Annotated in this window: 13 protein-coding genes; 10 read left to right on the top strand and 3 right to left on the bottom strand. The window is 59.4% G+C overall.

Annotated features, from left to right (window positions below; genetic code table 11):
* Positions 1–255 precede the first annotated feature (255 nt).
* The 6 genes from AC1DXO_RS25110 to AC1DXO_RS25085 all read left to right on the top strand — a co-directional run bounded on the left by AC1DXO_RS25110 (position 256) and on the right by AC1DXO_RS25085 (position 6254).
* On the top strand, positions 256–1569 hold the full coding sequence (locus AC1DXO_RS25110; RefSeq protein ID WP_476980956.1) for a peptidoglycan DD-metalloendopeptidase family protein: 1314 nt from the start codon (positions 256–258) through the stop codon (positions 1567–1569).
* A 187-nt stretch (positions 1570–1756) separates the two neighbouring features.
* Positions 1757–2038 (top strand): preprotein translocase subunit YajC, encoded by a 282-nt coding sequence (gene yajC, locus AC1DXO_RS25105; RefSeq protein WP_476980996.1) that lies wholly within the window; start codon positions 1757–1759, stop codon positions 2036–2038.
* Positions 2039–2074: 36 nt separating this feature from the next.
* Complete coding sequence (gene secD, locus AC1DXO_RS25100) at positions 2075–3667, top strand: protein translocase subunit SecD (RefSeq protein WP_476980955.1); 1593 nt, start codon at positions 2075–2077, stop codon at positions 3665–3667.
* Positions 3668–3736: 69 nt separating this feature from the next.
* Positions 3737–4714 carry a protein translocase subunit SecF gene (gene secF, locus AC1DXO_RS25095; RefSeq protein ID WP_476980954.1) on the top strand — a complete coding sequence of 326 codons (978 nt, stop codon included), beginning with the start codon at positions 3737–3739 and terminating at the stop codon, positions 4712–4714.
* A 249-nt stretch (positions 4715–4963) separates the two neighbouring features.
* Positions 4964–5578 (top strand): urate hydroxylase PuuD, encoded by a 615-nt coding sequence (locus tag AC1DXO_RS25090; protein WP_476980953.1) that lies wholly within the window; start codon positions 4964–4966, stop codon positions 5576–5578.
* Positions 5579–5585: 7 nt separating this feature from the next.
* Positions 5586–6254 (top strand): squalene/phytoene synthase family protein, encoded by a 669-nt coding sequence (locus AC1DXO_RS25085; RefSeq protein WP_476980952.1) that lies wholly within the window; start codon positions 5586–5588, stop codon positions 6252–6254.
* A gap of 338 nt (positions 6255–6592) precedes the next feature.
* Here AC1DXO_RS25085 and AC1DXO_RS25080 read toward each other — a convergent pair whose 3' ends face one another.
* Complete coding sequence (locus tag AC1DXO_RS25080; protein ID WP_476980995.1) at positions 6593–7285, bottom strand: DUF1353 domain-containing protein; 693 nt, start codon at positions 7283–7285, stop codon at positions 6593–6595.
* Positions 7286–7386: 101 nt separating this feature from the next.
* The gene (gene trmFO, locus AC1DXO_RS25075) at positions 7387–8790 is read right to left on the bottom strand and encodes a methylenetetrahydrofolate--tRNA-(uracil(54)-C(5))-methyltransferase (FADH(2)-oxidizing) TrmFO (RefSeq protein WP_476980951.1); all 1404 of its coding nucleotides are present in this window, start codon (positions 8788–8790) and stop codon (positions 7387–7389) included.
* 154 nt (positions 8791–8944) lie between these two features.
* On the opposite strand from trmFO, the gene AC1DXO_RS25070 reads away from it, so the two are divergent.
* The 4 genes from AC1DXO_RS25070 (at position 8945) to AC1DXO_RS25055 (ending at position 12742) form a co-directional block, all read left to right on the top strand.
* The gene (locus AC1DXO_RS25070) at positions 8945–9796 is read left to right on the top strand and encodes a hypothetical protein (protein WP_476980950.1); all 852 of its coding nucleotides are present in this window, start codon (positions 8945–8947) and stop codon (positions 9794–9796) included.
* Positions 9797–9827: 31 nt separating this feature from the next.
* Positions 9828–10760 (top strand): hypothetical protein, encoded by a 933-nt coding sequence (locus AC1DXO_RS25065; protein WP_476980949.1) that lies wholly within the window; start codon positions 9828–9830, stop codon positions 10758–10760.
* A gap of 57 nt (positions 10761–10817) precedes the next feature.
* Complete coding sequence (locus AC1DXO_RS25060) at positions 10818–11747, top strand: hypothetical protein (protein WP_476980948.1); 930 nt, start codon at positions 10818–10820, stop codon at positions 11745–11747.
* Positions 11748–11866: 119 nt separating this feature from the next.
* Entirely contained in the window at positions 11867–12742 is an 876-nt protein-coding gene (locus AC1DXO_RS25055; protein ID WP_476980947.1) for a hypothetical protein, read from the top strand.
* 6 nt (positions 12743–12748) lie between these two features.
* On the opposite strand, the gene AC1DXO_RS25050 is transcribed toward AC1DXO_RS25055, so the two are convergent.
* The gene (locus AC1DXO_RS25050; protein ID WP_476980946.1) at positions 12749–13537 is read right to left on the bottom strand and encodes a carbonic anhydrase; all 789 of its coding nucleotides are present in this window, start codon (positions 13535–13537) and stop codon (positions 12749–12751) included.
* Between the last annotated feature and the right edge of the window lie 415 nt (positions 13538–13952).

Genomic DNA, 13952 nt, shown 5'->3' with positions numbered 1-13952 from the left:
AGGTTAAGTTTGCCGGGGCGCGCCCCCGGCCATCCCGGGCCGTTTTCATGACTGAATGTCCGCCGGATGATCGATTGGATGTGGCGCATTGAAAAAAATTTGCGGCGAAGGATTTTTACCGGATTTTTACAACGCGGCGCCCTCATGGTAAGACTTCGTTATCCATAGATTAGCATAAGCTAAGGCTTAGCTATGCCCGGGTCAGCGCCTGGGCTGCGCCAGCATGTTCACGATCTGACGCTCCGGGAGCCGACCATGACCTCGCATAACATAATATCCAGCAAGGACTCCGGCTCCAGCAAGGGCTGGCGTGGCTCCGTCCTGGTCATGGCCATGAGCGGCGTGATGTTGCTGGGCCTGCAGGCTTGCGCCACGACCGACATGCCGTCACCAAAATATCCGGTCTATATGCAGGACAAACCCGCTGAGGCCACAGCCCCGGCGAGCGCTAACGATACACCGGCACCGACTAACGCGCCGCCGGTGATCACCCTGCCTGCCTCGAGCGGCAAGATTACGACAACGGAACTGGCGCCGCCTCCGCCACCACCTCCGCCGGCTGAAGTCAGCCCCTCGGTTACGCCTGTCGCGACGACGCCGGCTCTGGTCGCGGCGGCACCGACAGCTCCCGTAAAGGACAGCCGCGCCGCCTATGTCTATATCCTGGCGTCGCACGATACGCTGTACGGCGTTTCACGCCGCTTCGGTGTGCCGGTCAAGACGCTCTATGATATCAATGGCTTCGAACCCACCGCCACCCTGAAGATCGGCGAGCGCATCCTGTTGCCGGAAGGCGCCACCGACAAGGGCGTAGAGGAACACGCCAATGGATCCGGCATGGTCAGGCTGAGCACCGCTCTGGCGTCCGGCGCCCCGTCGCCGGCGCCCAAGCCCGCAGCGACGCCTCTCGTCGCCAAGCCCGTGGCGGTCGCCTCGGTACCGGCCAAGCCCCCCGTGACCACACCTCCCGTCACCGCGGCGCCGAAGACGACAACGACAACCGTAACGACTCCAAAGACGACAACGACGACCACAACGACCGTTTCCGTCGCCCCGGCGCCCAAATCGCCGGTTACGGTCCCTGCCACGACGCCCGTCAAGCCCGCCACCAAACCCGTTACCTCTCCTTCGACCGCGGTCGCCGGATTCCCGAGCAACACTCAGATTTCGCAGATGAGCCGGGGCCTGTTCGCCTGGCCGGTCAAGGGCAAGGTCATTGTGCCGTTCGGTCAACTGGCGCCGAATGTCCGCAATGACGGTATCAATATATCCGCGACCAGCGGCACCGAGGTGCGCGCGGCGGCGGACGGGGTCGTGGTCTATGAAGGCGACCAGGTCAAGGAACTGGGCAACACCATCTATGTCAAGCATCCCAATGGCTGGTACACCGGCTATTCGCACCTGTTGTCGATGAACGTCAGCAATAATGAAGCGGTCAAGAAGGGCCAGGTTATCGGTACCGTCGGCGATACGGGCACGATCGACCAGCCGCAACTGCATTTCGAGGTCCGCTATACGCCGTCGACCGACATTGCGCGTCCCATCGACCCCAATCTGGTCCTGCCATAGTCCTGACCGGCCGTCACGGTCAGAAAACCAGGCTGAAACCACTCCCGGCGCGTGACATTTATGCCATTGACCTTTTGAGCGATCTGCCTATGTATGGCGGACCTTTTTTGGCCGCCTGTGCGGTCGTGATTTGACACCCCGGGAGACGTTCGTGTTCGGAAATGCCGCTGGTTCGCCAGACATCAGTATGCTGCTCATGATGGGCGGCTTTGTCGCCATCATGTATTTCTTCATGATCCGTCCTCAGCAGCTGCGTGCCAAGCAACACAAGGCCATGATCGCCGCGATCAAGCGTAACGACACGGTCGTCCTGTCGTCGGGCCTGATCGGCAAGGTGACGCGCGTCGAAGACGCCGAAGTTATGATCGAGATCGCGACGGGCGTGAATGCGCGCGTCGTCAAAAGCATGATCACCGAAGTCCGCGTCAAGGGCGAACCCGCCCCGGCCAACGATTCCAAAGTCGCGTAAGCTGACTTACCTTAAAGACATCCGAGCACCACGAACATGATTAACTTGTCGCGCTGGAAGATCGGGGTGGTCATTGCGGCCATCCTGCTGGGCGTATTCTTTTCCCTGCCCAATTTTCTGCCGGCCGATGTGCGGGATCAGATGAAGGGCTGGGCGCCCAACCGGACACTTAATCTGGGTCTCGACCTGCAAGGCGGCTCGTACCTCCTGATGGAGGTCGATATCAACGACCTGAAGAAGACCAAGCTGGCCAATATCCTGCAAGGGGCGGAGGAACGACTGGCCGATGAAGGCATCGAGGTCGCAGGTCAGACGACCGACGCGTCGTCGGTGGAAATGCGGGTCACCGATCCCACAAAGGTCAAGGACGCACAAAAGGCGCTGGCCAAGCTGGCCTCGCCCCTGCCGAACAATCCCAATGCGACCGACCTCAATATCACGACGACCGATCAATCGGTCCGCATGACACTGACCGAAGACGGTATCCGCTCCAGCTCGGTCCAGGCCGTCGCCAACTCCATCGAAATTATCCGCAAGCGGATCGACCCCCAGGGCGTCAAGGAGCCGTCGATCCTGAAGCAGGGCACCAACCGTATCGTTATCGAAGCCCCGGGTGAAAGTGATCCGGAGCAGTTGAAACGCCTGATCGGCCAGACGGCACGCCTGACCTTCCAGATGGTCAATGAAGATGTGACGCCGTCGGAGATCGCCGCCAACCGCATCCCGCCGGGCTCTGAAATGCTGTACGATGAAAGCCGCGGCGGCTATCCGACCGTTGTCTATAAGGCGATCGTAGTTTCGGGGATGAACCTGCAGAAAGCCACCGTCGGCACGGACAGCTATAACCGTCCCGCCATCGACTTTACCTTCAACAACGAAGGCGCCCAGAAGTTCGGCAAGGCGACGCGCGAGAACATCGGCAAGCGCTTCGCCATCATCCTCGACGGACGTATCGTCTCCGCCCCGACCATCCAGGGCGCTATCACCGGCGGCCACGGTCAGATCACCGGCAGCTTTACGCCGCAGGAAGCGTCAGAACTGGTCTCCATCCTCAACGGCGGCGCCCTGCCGGCCAAGCTGAACTTCGAGAGCCAGCGGACCGTCGGCGCCGAACTGGGCAAGGACGCCATCGACAAGGGGATCATTTCGACCGTCATCGGGTTCGTGGTCATCGTTATCTTCATGTTCCTGGCCTACGGCTTCGTCTTCGGCGGCGTGTCGATTGCCGCCTTGCTGGTCAACCTGTTGCTGATCCTGGCCGCCATGACGCTGTGTCACGCAACCTTGACCCTGCCGGGTATCGCCGGCCTGATCCTCAGCCTGGCTGTCGCCGTCGACGCCAACGTGCTGATTTTCGAACGGATCCGTGACGAGGCGCGCACGGGCCACAAACCCATCGCTGCCATGGACGTCGGCTTCTCACGCGCCCTGGTGTCGATCATGGACGCCAACATCACCTCACTGATTGCCGCCCTGATCATGCTGGGCATGGGGGCGGGGCCGGTCAAGGGCTTTGCCTGGACCCTGCTGATTGGCGTTTTCACCTCCGTCTTCACGGCCATTCTGGTCAGCCAGGTCCTGCTGGGCTGGTGGTATCGCGCCGCCCGTCCCAAGACCCTGCCTATCTAGACCTGCCGCACCCTTACTCGAAAAAGTGGCGACACTTTTTGCCAATATGCTTCTCAAGGTAACCGCGCCATGCATTGGCCTCTGATCAAGAATCTTCCGACCGATTTCCACTTCCGGTTCACGAAATATGCGCCCGTCGCCGCGGTCTTATCAGGCCTTGCCATAGCGGGGACGATCGCCGTTCTGCTTCTGCAGGGACTTAACCTCGGCACCGATTTCGCCGGCGGCAACGTGCTGGAACTGCAGATGCCGGGCGCAGCGCCGCTGGGTGAACTTCGGGCGCGCATGAAGGAATTCGGCGCGCACGACCCGTCGGTGCAGGAATTCGGTGGCCCGCGCGATGTTCTCGTCAAGTTCAAGCTCGATGAACACGACCAGGGCCAAAGCGGCGTAGAAGCCGTCAAGACGAAGCTGACCCAGGCCTATCCCGGTGTGGTTTACAAGCGGACCGAAGTCGTCGGGCCGAAGGTGTCCGGCGAACTGATGCAATCGGGCCTGATGGCGCTGGGTTCGGCCCTGCTGCTGATGCTGCTGTTCATCTGGTTTCGCTTCCCGTCCGGCCTGCAATTCGGCGCTGGCGCCGTTATCGCCGTTCTGCACGACGTCTTTCTCACCATAGGCATCATGGGCGCCCTACAGATCGAGTTCACCATGACCTCGATCGCCGCGCTGCTGACCGTTATCGGCTATTCGATGAATGAAAAGGTCATTACCTTCGACCGGTTGCGTGAAAACCTGCGAAAATTCAAGAAGACGCCTCTGGCCGACATCATCAACCTGTCGGAAAACGAACGGCTGTCGCGGACCATTATTACCGGCTCGACGGCCGTCATGGCCCTGGCCGGGATGCTGTTCCTCGGTGGCCCGGCGCTGTTCCCGCTGGTCTTCGCCATGGTCTTCGGCATTATCATCGGTACCTACAGCTCGATCTATGTCGCCCTGCCGATCATTCTGATCTGGGGCGTAAACCGTAACGACCCCGACGCCGAAATCGTCGACATGGGCGGGTTCAAAGGCTCGAAAAAACCCAAAAAGGACCTCCCCTAGGCTCGGCCGTGCCGGAGGTCTGCAAACACGTCATCTTCCATCAATGCGTCTTCGCATTGTCTTCACAATGCTCGGGCGCCCTTGCTCATGTACCAAAGTACACTTCGCTGCGGGTGCTCGGAAGCTAACGGTTTTCGACTCACCGGCCCGACCGAGCGGTCCAGAGCCAGCAGAATTAGGCGGGTTTTGCGTCTGAAGTAAACTTGGCCTAAGGTGCGACTCATCTTCAACCAAGTGCAGGGGTGCGTCGTGGCTGGTTTTCTCTCCAATTTCCGCAATGTGATTATCGTCAGCCTGTTGCTGGCGCTCGTGTTCATCATAGGCTTCGGCTACGATTCGCCGCATGGGTTCGACGGATCCTTCGCCATAGCTGTTCTGCGCTGGGCGCATGTGGTGTGCGGCATACTGTGGATCGGGCTGCTCTATTATTTCAACTTCGTCCAGATCCGTGTCATGCCGAATGTACCTGCCGAACTGAAGCCTGGCATAACCAAATATATCGCACCAGAAGCCTTGTTCTGGTTCCGTTGGGCGGCTCTGCTGACAGTGATCATGGGTCTGTTTCTGGCCTTTCATAACCGTTATCTCGTAGAGGCCTTGAGCTTTGGCTACGCGGGAGCCAATCAAACCGGCGATGCGCGATATGCCTTCATCGGCACGGGTATGTGGCTGGGCCTGATCATGATGTTCAATGTCTGGGGCTTTATCTGGCCGGCCCAGAAGATTGCGCTGGGCATCAAGGACGGCACGCCCGAGCAAAAGGCCGCCGCTGCCAAGAAGGCGATGATGTTCTCGCGCATCAATACGCTCCTGTCACTGCCCATGCTGGTCACCATGACCATGTACCAGACCCTGTTCGGCTAAGGTTTTTATGACGTCCTCTGAGCTGTTACCGAAGTCCGAGGACGTCCGCCTGGCCTGCGCCTTTATCCCCGACGCGGACAAGCGCGCCGGGGTTTTGGCCTTGTTTGCCCTGCTGGAAACCCTGCGCGAGATACCGGAACGGGTCACCGAGCCGCTGATGGGTGAGATACGCCTGCGCTGGTGGTACGAGGCCTTCGAAGCCATCGGCCAGGGCCGCACACCGCACTATCATCCGTTGACTGAACTGTTTCAACGGATGATCCCGCTGCACACCTTGCCGGTTCAAAGCTTTCTGGATATGGTCGAAGGCCAGATGCCATTGCTCGACAAGGGGCCGTTGTCGCTCAAGGATGCCCTGGGCGTTGTCGACAAGGGCGAGGGCATGGTTGCCGATCTGGCGGCGCGCATCCTGGGCAAGGCGGGTGACCTTAACGCCGTTGCGCGGCTTTACGGTATGGCGTGCATCAAGGCCGGTCGAGGGCTCATTGACGCCGGGGACACCGAATTGAATCATCTGACGCGCGACGCGCGATCTGCGGTGAAGGGGCTGGCGGTGGAACTGATGCCTCTGGCCCTTCCGGCCGTCCTGGCCGGCGATATCTGGCACGGCCGGGCAACCGGCCCACTGTCGAAACGTTTTCAGCTGTTCTGGGCGTTCTTAACAGGTCGCATGTAACGCCAGAGCGTGGTGCGGCTTAGATCTGGCCTGTGGTACCCCCAACAGAAAGTAGCCAGTCCTCCACCGTAGCGAAGTGTAACGAAGCGTACGGGGGAGGTGTCGCCGCTCGTCGGCGACGGAGGGGGCAATTATCCAACTTAGAATTTCTAAACTATTCGAAATTGTAAGCCCGCTAGAACGTAAAACAGCTAGGCAAATTTCTTCTCAATGTCTGGCGTAAAGATTAGTATTACGCCCCCTCCGCCGCCTTCGGCGGCACCTCCCCCGTAACGCCCCGCGGGCTACGGTGGAGGACTGGCCTTTTCGGGTGGTGAAATTCTGCAACGGTACGGCAACTACTTCTTGTCTTTCTTCTTGCCGAACAGGTGCCCCGTCGCCCACGGCACAGGCCCCTTTTTCTCAGTCGTTGTGACGGAAGGCGGGACGATGATGGTCGGCTTGGTCGGATAGGCCTTCCAGCCGGTCAGGACCAGTTCCTTGAAGCCGGCGCATTTCGGCATGACCTTGACGGCGCCTATGGTTGGGCGGGAGAAGGGGGCCGGCTGTTGCGTGTCGGGCCGTGTCGGGTCGATGAACGCCCAGTCATCCTTCAGCCCATAGCCGTGCTCACCGCCCGTGCGAACGGCATTATAGGCGATGCGGGCGTTGAAATCATTGACTCCAAAGGCGATCATGGCGCGGTAGAAGATGCCGTCGGCCTCCTCGCGTTTGTCCTTTTCACCTATGGCGTACAGATAATCGTGGATGATGGCGGCGCGCGCCGTAGGCCCCTGCGGGTCGATCACGCCCTGGCCGTACCACGGCACGGAGGCGAAGTCGGTGACATACCATTTCGGTACGACGATCACCTTGCCGGTGGCCGCATCGCAGTAGGGAAATTCCTCGTTCAGGGTGAAGAGCTTGCGGCCCTGCTTGGTCTTGTTGAACAGGATAACCGGCTGCGGTGTCAGCGAACTGGGCGTAACAATGGGCTGGACCGGGACATAGACGGTCGTTTCCTTGACCGTTTCGGCGCAGCCGGCCACCATCAGCGCGGCGGACACGGTAAGGCAGGACAACACAGAGCAGGGCAGGCGACGCAACTTATATTCCCCCGTTTCGGCAAACATTCGGGCGTATAGCGACAAATTCAGGCGATATTTAGCCAGTTTTGAACATCATTCAAGGCGCGCAAGCTCATCAGGCGTTTCTTGGCCCGGCCGCGTTCCTTGAGGGGAATCTTGACGCCGTTTTCGTCGACCTTGGGCGCGTCAAGCGGCGGCAGAAGACCGTAATTGATATTCATCGGTTGGAACGAACCACCTTCGAGATGGCCGATGGTGATATGGTTGAGCAGGGCGCCAAGCGCCGTCGTTTCGGGCGGCTCGGCCAGGGTTTCGCCCAGGGCCTGGGCCGTCGCGTAGCGCCCAGCCAGCAGGCCGATGGCGGCGCTTTCGATATAGCCTTCAACCCCTGTCAACTGGCCGGCGAAGCGAACTGTCTTGTCCGGTATCAGCGCCTTCAGGCGCAGCTGGCGGTCCAGCAGCTTGGGCGACTGAATGAAGGTGTTGCGGTGAAGCCCGCCCAGCCGCGCAAACTGGGCGTTTTCCAGCCCCGGAATCATGCGGAAAACGTCGGCCTGGGCGCCGTGCTTCAGCTTGGTCTGGAAGCCGACCATATTATAGAGCGTGCCCAGGGCATTATCCTGGCGCAACTGGATGATGGCATGCGCCTTGACGGTCGGGTTATGCGGGTTGGTCAGGCCTACCGGCTTCATCGGACCGTAGCGCAAGGTTTCACGGCCGCGCTCGGCCATGACCTCGATCGGCAGGCAACCGTCGAAATAGGGGACGTGCTCCCAGTCTTTGAATTCGGCCTTGGGGCCGTTCAACAGGGCGTCGATAAAGGCCTCGTACTGCTCACGGTCCATCGGGCAGTTGATGTAGGCCGCAGCGTCGCCGCCCGGACCTTCCTTGTCGTAGCGCGACTGTTTCCACGCCTTCGACATGTCGATCGAGTCATAGTGGATGATCGGGGCGATGGCGTCGAAGAAGCTGAGCTGGCCTTCGCCCGAAACATCGAGCACAAACTGCGACAGGGCTTCGCTGGTCAGCGGTCCCGTGGCGACGACGACATTGTCCCACGGCTTGTCGGCCAGGGTCTCGACCTCTTCACGAACGACGGTGACGAGCGGATGGTTCGACAGCGCCGCCGTGACCGCCTGGCTGAAGCCGTCGCGATCGACCGCCAGGGCGCCGCCGGCCGGGACCTGATGGGCGTCGGCGCATTGCATGATGAGGCTCGAAGCCTTGCGCATCTCGGCGTGCAGCAGGCCGACGGCATTGAACTGCCAGTCATCGGATCGGAACGAGTTGGAACAGACCAGTTCGGCCAGGCCGTCCGTGTGGTGGGCGTTGGTCGGCTTGACGCCGCGCATCTCATGCAGGACGACCGGAACGCCGCGCGAAACGATCTGCCAGCAGGCTTCCGAGCCGGCCAGGCCGCCGCCGATAACGTGCACAGCGTCTGGAATGGGTTTTGATGAAACTGTCATGAGGCGGGTCTATATCAGGGTGTGGCCTGGTAACAAGGGCGGCCGGGAATTTTGTGCTGCCCTGCGAAATAAGCTTTTAAAGGGAATGGATTTGAGTCTCAAATCACGGCGGGCTGAAATGAAGTGTTGAGCAGGACGCTAAGGTGGGCAGTTTATGAGTAGCAGGTCGTCTTTTTCGCTGACAAAGGCCTTGTCGGAAGCGGTTGGCGGGCTGCCGGCGGCGTGGAGTGGCGCCTGGGCTGCGCTGCTGCTGCTGTGGGCCGTGGGCACGTTTGGTCCTCTGGCGGCCTTCCATCACCATCATGCACCTCTCGTTGCTGGGGCTGTCGGCCTCGTTAGCGGTGTCCTGAAGGTCATGATGATCGGGGCGCTCTACCGAATCGCGCTCTTCGGCAAGACCGCGAAAGCCGAAGGGCTCGGGTTCGGTGGCTTGCAACTGGCAATGCCGGAGCTTCGGCTGGTGGTTGCCAACATAGTCGCCAGCCTGTTTATCCTGGTTGTCTTTGCTGCCGTCTTCATCGTCTTTGCCATGGGGTTGAGCATGTCTGGCATTGCCGGCGACGGTAATTCACTGGGCGCCGTGCGCCTGGCGTTTTGCCGTCATCGTAGCGTGGGCGACTGGGTGCTGATCGGCTACGTACTGGCGTCCGCGGCCCTGTTGATCTTTGTCGCGCTCAAATTCACCCTGCTGCACGCAGCCAATATCGCCCAGCGCCGTCTTGTTACCCTCAATGCCCTGGGACTGAGCTCCGGCCAGGTTGGCAAGCTTTTCGCCGGTCTTCTGATTGTCGTTCTGCCCTTTGTCATAGTGGCGGTTGGGGTCATGCATCACTTTGCCCCGCAGATCCGGCTGGCCCACGCCATGCCCTATCCGTGGATGGGCCAGCGCATGCATATCCTGCTGCATGGCGGTATGATGTTGCTGGGTATCGCCGTTCTGGCGCCGGTGCTGATTGGTTTTTTTGCCTCGGCCTATAGGCAAATCATCGCGCTTAGGGGTAAATAAGGCCAAAATCGGGCGCTACTGGGGGACGGCCATGAATAAGCTAAGCATAGATTTCGCATTTGAAGGGTTTCGTATTATTCGCGAAAAGCCGGGTCTGATCGTGGCCTGGGGGTTGGTCCTGTTGATTGGCAATGGGATTGGCCTCGCGGCGGCTCTGCCTTTGGCCTGGCCGACCCTGAAAGTATTGTTCAGTGGCGCCGCTTTTCCCACCGAACCCATGGCTATGTTCAGCCTGATCGGCGGACTGTTTCTGCCATGCCTGATTCTGATCATCGTGACCGTCATCGTGCGGTCTATTGTCGATTGCGCCGTCCTGCGCCTGGTGCTGGAAAGTCCGCAGAAAAGCTTCGGCTATATGCGCTTCGGAAGCGACGAAATGCGCATTATCGGTTTCGGTATTGTGATGGGGCTGCTGATCTTCGCATTCAGTTTTGTTTGCTCCCTGGCCAGTTCAATGATCGGCATGGTTCTTACCCTTGCCCTGAGCAAGACCTCGGCCGCAGGTCTGGGCGTTGTCGTGCAGATGTTGCTCTACTATGGTGCCGTCTATTACATCCAAATCAAGCTATCTTTGGCCAAGGCGCAGACCTTTAAGGAGAAATCGCTGAATTTCTTCGGCTCATGGAAACTGACCGACGGCAGTGTCCTGACGCTCCTCCTGGGTTATATTGTCTTGGGCATTCTGATGTTTGTTGTCGTCCTGCTGTGCCTCATCGTTTTTTTCGTCGTCATGGCGATAGCCCTTTCCGCCGGCGGTGTATCGACCTCCGTTTTCACCGATCACATGACGCCGCAGCAGATCTTTGCCTTGCTGCCGCAGTTCAGCTATGTCGTGGCCATCTATGTCGGCTTTATCAGCCTGGTGGTTTCGCCGCTGATGGTGGCGTTGATCACCGGCGCGCCCGCTGCTGCCTATAAGATTAAGGTCGGGGTTGGACGCAGCCAGGTCGAGAACATTTTTTAGTACAAGTATCCGGCAACAGACCGACAACCACGCGGAAAACTCATCCAGGAGGAGCTAATGGCGCTCGACATCGATTTTGCTTTTGAAGGTTTTCGGATACTTAAACGCAAGCCGCTGCTCATTCCGATTTGGGGGCTGGTGTTTCTGCTCGGGCTTGTTGTGGGACTAGGCGGATTGTTCGGGCTCGGCTATCCCGCCTTCCAACGCCTGACGCAAATGGGAAGCACGCCGGACCCGACGGCAATGATGACCATCATGCCCATGTTGATCGGGCCGTATCTCATTTTGTTCATCGCGATGATTCTGAGCCAGAGTGTCGTGCAGTGCGCCATTTTTCGGGCCGCGCTCGAAGAGCCCCAGACCACTTTCGGCTACCTGAAACTCGGTGGCGACGAAGGCCGTAACATTCTCGTCAACCTTGTGTTTGCAATAGTGTTCATGGGGATCTACCTGGGCGTTTTCCTCGCTTGCGGTGCCGTCACCTGGGTTTTGGTCACCCTTTTAACCCTGATCAACAAAAATCTGGCTGGCTTGGGTGTGTTCGTCGGCGTTTTGGCTGGCATATGCAGCATGTTCTGGATCATGGTCCGCCTGTCATTGCACTCGGTTCAGAGCTTCGAGAAGAAGCGGTTCGATCTCTTTGGTTCCTGGTCCTTGACCGCGGGCAAGACCTGGACTCTGTTGGGAGGCTATCTGATCGCCGCGATCCTGGCGATCGTCATCGAAATCGTCGGTTTCATCATACTTGCGATCGTGGTTGGCATTCTCGCATTCCTCGGTGCGAGCGCAGTGAAGAACGCGGGGTCCGGCAATCCGGCTGACGTCATGAAGATGGTAGCGGCCATGGCGCCAGCGATGATCGTCTACATCCTGGGTATCGGGTTGGTCATACTTCCGCTGATGCTGACGGTCATGCTGAGCCCTGCGGCGGCTGCCTATAAGCAACTGGCGGGCGTGGGCAAGGCTAAGATCGAGAACCTTTTCTAAACCCGTCCCGTATGTTTGTAGAGCAGCCGTTCTGATAGCGTCAGGACGGCTGCTTTGCGTTTTGGGCTTGCGCTAGCCACAAGCAGGCCTATCGTGGCGCCTTCGCCCAAGGATACAGCATGCCCCTGTCGCTCGATTTTGCCCTGGAAGGTTTTCGCCTTATTCGCGAACGTCCAAAGCTGATCGCTTTGTGGGGCAGCGTAACGCTCCTGGGAAGCGTGGTCGGTATGCTGTTGCTGGTTGCCTTTGCCGGGCCGTTATTGACTGCGACCTACGCGATCCAGGCAGATATCGCAGCCGGCAAGACCGCGACCGATATGTCGGCTCTCGACAAGGTAGCGGAGCAGGCCCTGCCGGGCGTAGCCATGTATTTGGCCATCAGCATGCTAACCTCCGCGGTGATCACGACAGCGGTGTGTCGCGCCGTGCTGGAGCGCGGCGACGACAGCCTGGGCTTCCTCAAGTTCGGCCTCGACGAGGTGCGCATGCTGGTCGTCAATATCGCGATGACGCTGATGTCGCTGGTCATCTTCGTCGTTGGGGGCACGCTGGGCACGCTTGCAGGTGCCGCCGGTCAAATGATGGGGATGATTGTAAGCCTGGGCTTCATTGTGTGGCTGCGCGTCCGCCTGTCCCTCAATTGCGCGCGAACTTTCGATAGCGGCAGGATCGATATATTTGGCAGTTTCGCTGCGACCAAAGACAATTTTTCGTCCTTGGCCGCCGGCTACGCCGTGGCCTTAGTCCTGGCCCTGGTCGTCTATTTCCTGTGTTTCAAGGTTGTCGATGCAGGCCTCCGGCTGGCCTTTCCAGCCGTCGGTGTACCCGACACGACCAGCCTTCATGCGTTCCTGACGGCGCCCAATATCATTTCCATGATCGCGGGCGGCGGTATTGTCGAGCCGCTGCTCCTGGCTATTCTTTACGGAGCGCCGGCGGCTGCCTATCTCAGACTGAAGGCGGGACGTGCCTATGCCAGTGGCGACGTTGTCTAGCTTTTTTCAACCGCCCGAGACATGCAGGTAGTCGCGGTCGTGGCGGTCCTGGCTGGGGCGCGCATTGGGGCCGATCAAGCGCTCGAAGGCGTCGGCCTGTTCTGCCGAGACACTGAGCGGTGACGAATAGATCATCCAGGTCACGCCTTCGGTGCACGGCGGCGTGGTCAGGGAGCCGGAATAGACATAGAAATCATTCGTGCCCGGCTGGAGATCCTGGGCATTGATCAGCAGGTCCGACAAGGGCAGGGGCTGGCCTGGATCCGACGGCAGGTAGGTCCATAGCGAACCCAGCATCGGATCGGCAACGCCGACATCATACAGCACGGCGACAATGACCTTGTCGCCCTTGGCGTTCTCGTGGACGAACTGGCTTTCCATGGTCGAATGGTGACCATTGATGCTGTGTTCGGACGGCGAGTGGAATTCTATATATTTCAAGGTATAGGACGTGCCGTCCAGATCCAGGGTTCCGCCGTTTTCCGTCGCGATCCGCACCGTCTTGCCGGTATTCTGGATCGTCGCCGTGACGGAATTGTAATTGAACTTGATCTTTGAATAGCGTTGCGGCGTCTGGCCCGAAATATCGACGGGCGACTGACGTTGTCCGCTGCCGCAGACCGCCGCAGCGCCGCCCAGTTGCGCCCAGTGATCGGGACCGTTGTCGCCGTCATAGGTCCATTTGGTGACCGGCGGACCGGCATGGCTGTCGCCTTCGCTGCCATGCTCGGCCTTCTTGGGCGAACAGGCAGCCAGCAACAGCAGGAGTGGTAGGGCGATTGGAGCGATTCTCATGCGCCCAACATGCCGCAAAACGGTTAACGGAGATTAAGCACGGATCGGCTAAAGTGCTCTAACAATGGCACTGACTTGCCGCATTGTCCAAGGCCGCCCGGTGCTTCGCCAAGGTCCAAGTGGCTATGAACACCTCTCAACAGCCAGTCCTCCCCCGCAAGCGGCTAGGCGATTCACACATCTCAAAAAGGCAAATAAACTCAATAAGATTTTCGCGTGAGATGTCAGAGTTTGCGACGCTGAAATTTGGTGCCTGTTTAAGCTGTAGCTAAGGCCCCCCACCGTCACGGCTTACGCGCCGAAGAAGCGCGAGCGCCGCGCCACCTCCCCCGCCAACGGGGGAGTATAAGAAAAACAAATACTTATACCGCCCCGTGAGCGGGGCGGGGGACCGCCCGAGACATTGCGAAGGAAG

This window comes from Asticcacaulis sp. P2_C5 (assembly GCF_056404555.1).
The sequence above is the reverse complement of the archived record's forward strand: the minus strand, read 5'-3'. Positions and strand labels throughout refer to the sequence as shown.

Coding starts and splice junctions, on each gene's coding strand:
- AC1DXO_RS25080 (WP_476980995.1), bottom strand. CDS start 7,285: ATGGTGGCCGGCTGCGCCGAAACGGTCAAGGAAACGACCGTCTATGTC.
- secF (WP_476980954.1), top strand. CDS start 3,737: ATGCATTGGCCTCTGATCAAGAATCTTCCGACCGATTTCCACTTCCGG.
- AC1DXO_RS25070 (WP_476980950.1), top strand. CDS start 8,945: ATGAGTAGCAGGTCGTCTTTTTCGCTGACAAAGGCCTTGTCGGAAGCG.
- AC1DXO_RS25050 (WP_476980946.1), bottom strand. CDS start 13,537: ATGAGAATCGCTCCAATCGCCCTACCACTCCTGCTGTTGCTGGCTGCC.
- AC1DXO_RS25055 (WP_476980947.1), top strand. CDS start 11,867: ATGCCCCTGTCGCTCGATTTTGCCCTGGAAGGTTTTCGCCTTATTCGC.
- AC1DXO_RS25065 (WP_476980949.1), top strand. CDS start 9,828: ATGAATAAGCTAAGCATAGATTTCGCATTTGAAGGGTTTCGTATTATT.
- AC1DXO_RS25085 (WP_476980952.1), top strand. CDS start 5,586: ATGACGTCCTCTGAGCTGTTACCGAAGTCCGAGGACGTCCGCCTGGCC.
- trmFO (WP_476980951.1), bottom strand. CDS start 8,790: ATGACAGTTTCATCAAAACCCATTCCAGACGCTGTGCACGTTATCGGC.
- AC1DXO_RS25060 (WP_476980948.1), top strand. CDS start 10,818: ATGGCGCTCGACATCGATTTTGCTTTTGAAGGTTTTCGGATACTTAAA.
- AC1DXO_RS25110 (WP_476980956.1), top strand. CDS start 256: ATGACCTCGCATAACATAATATCCAGCAAGGACTCCGGCTCCAGCAAG.
- yajC (WP_476980996.1), top strand. CDS start 1,757: ATGCTGCTCATGATGGGCGGCTTTGTCGCCATCATGTATTTCTTCATG.
- secD (WP_476980955.1), top strand. CDS start 2,075: ATGATTAACTTGTCGCGCTGGAAGATCGGGGTGGTCATTGCGGCCATC.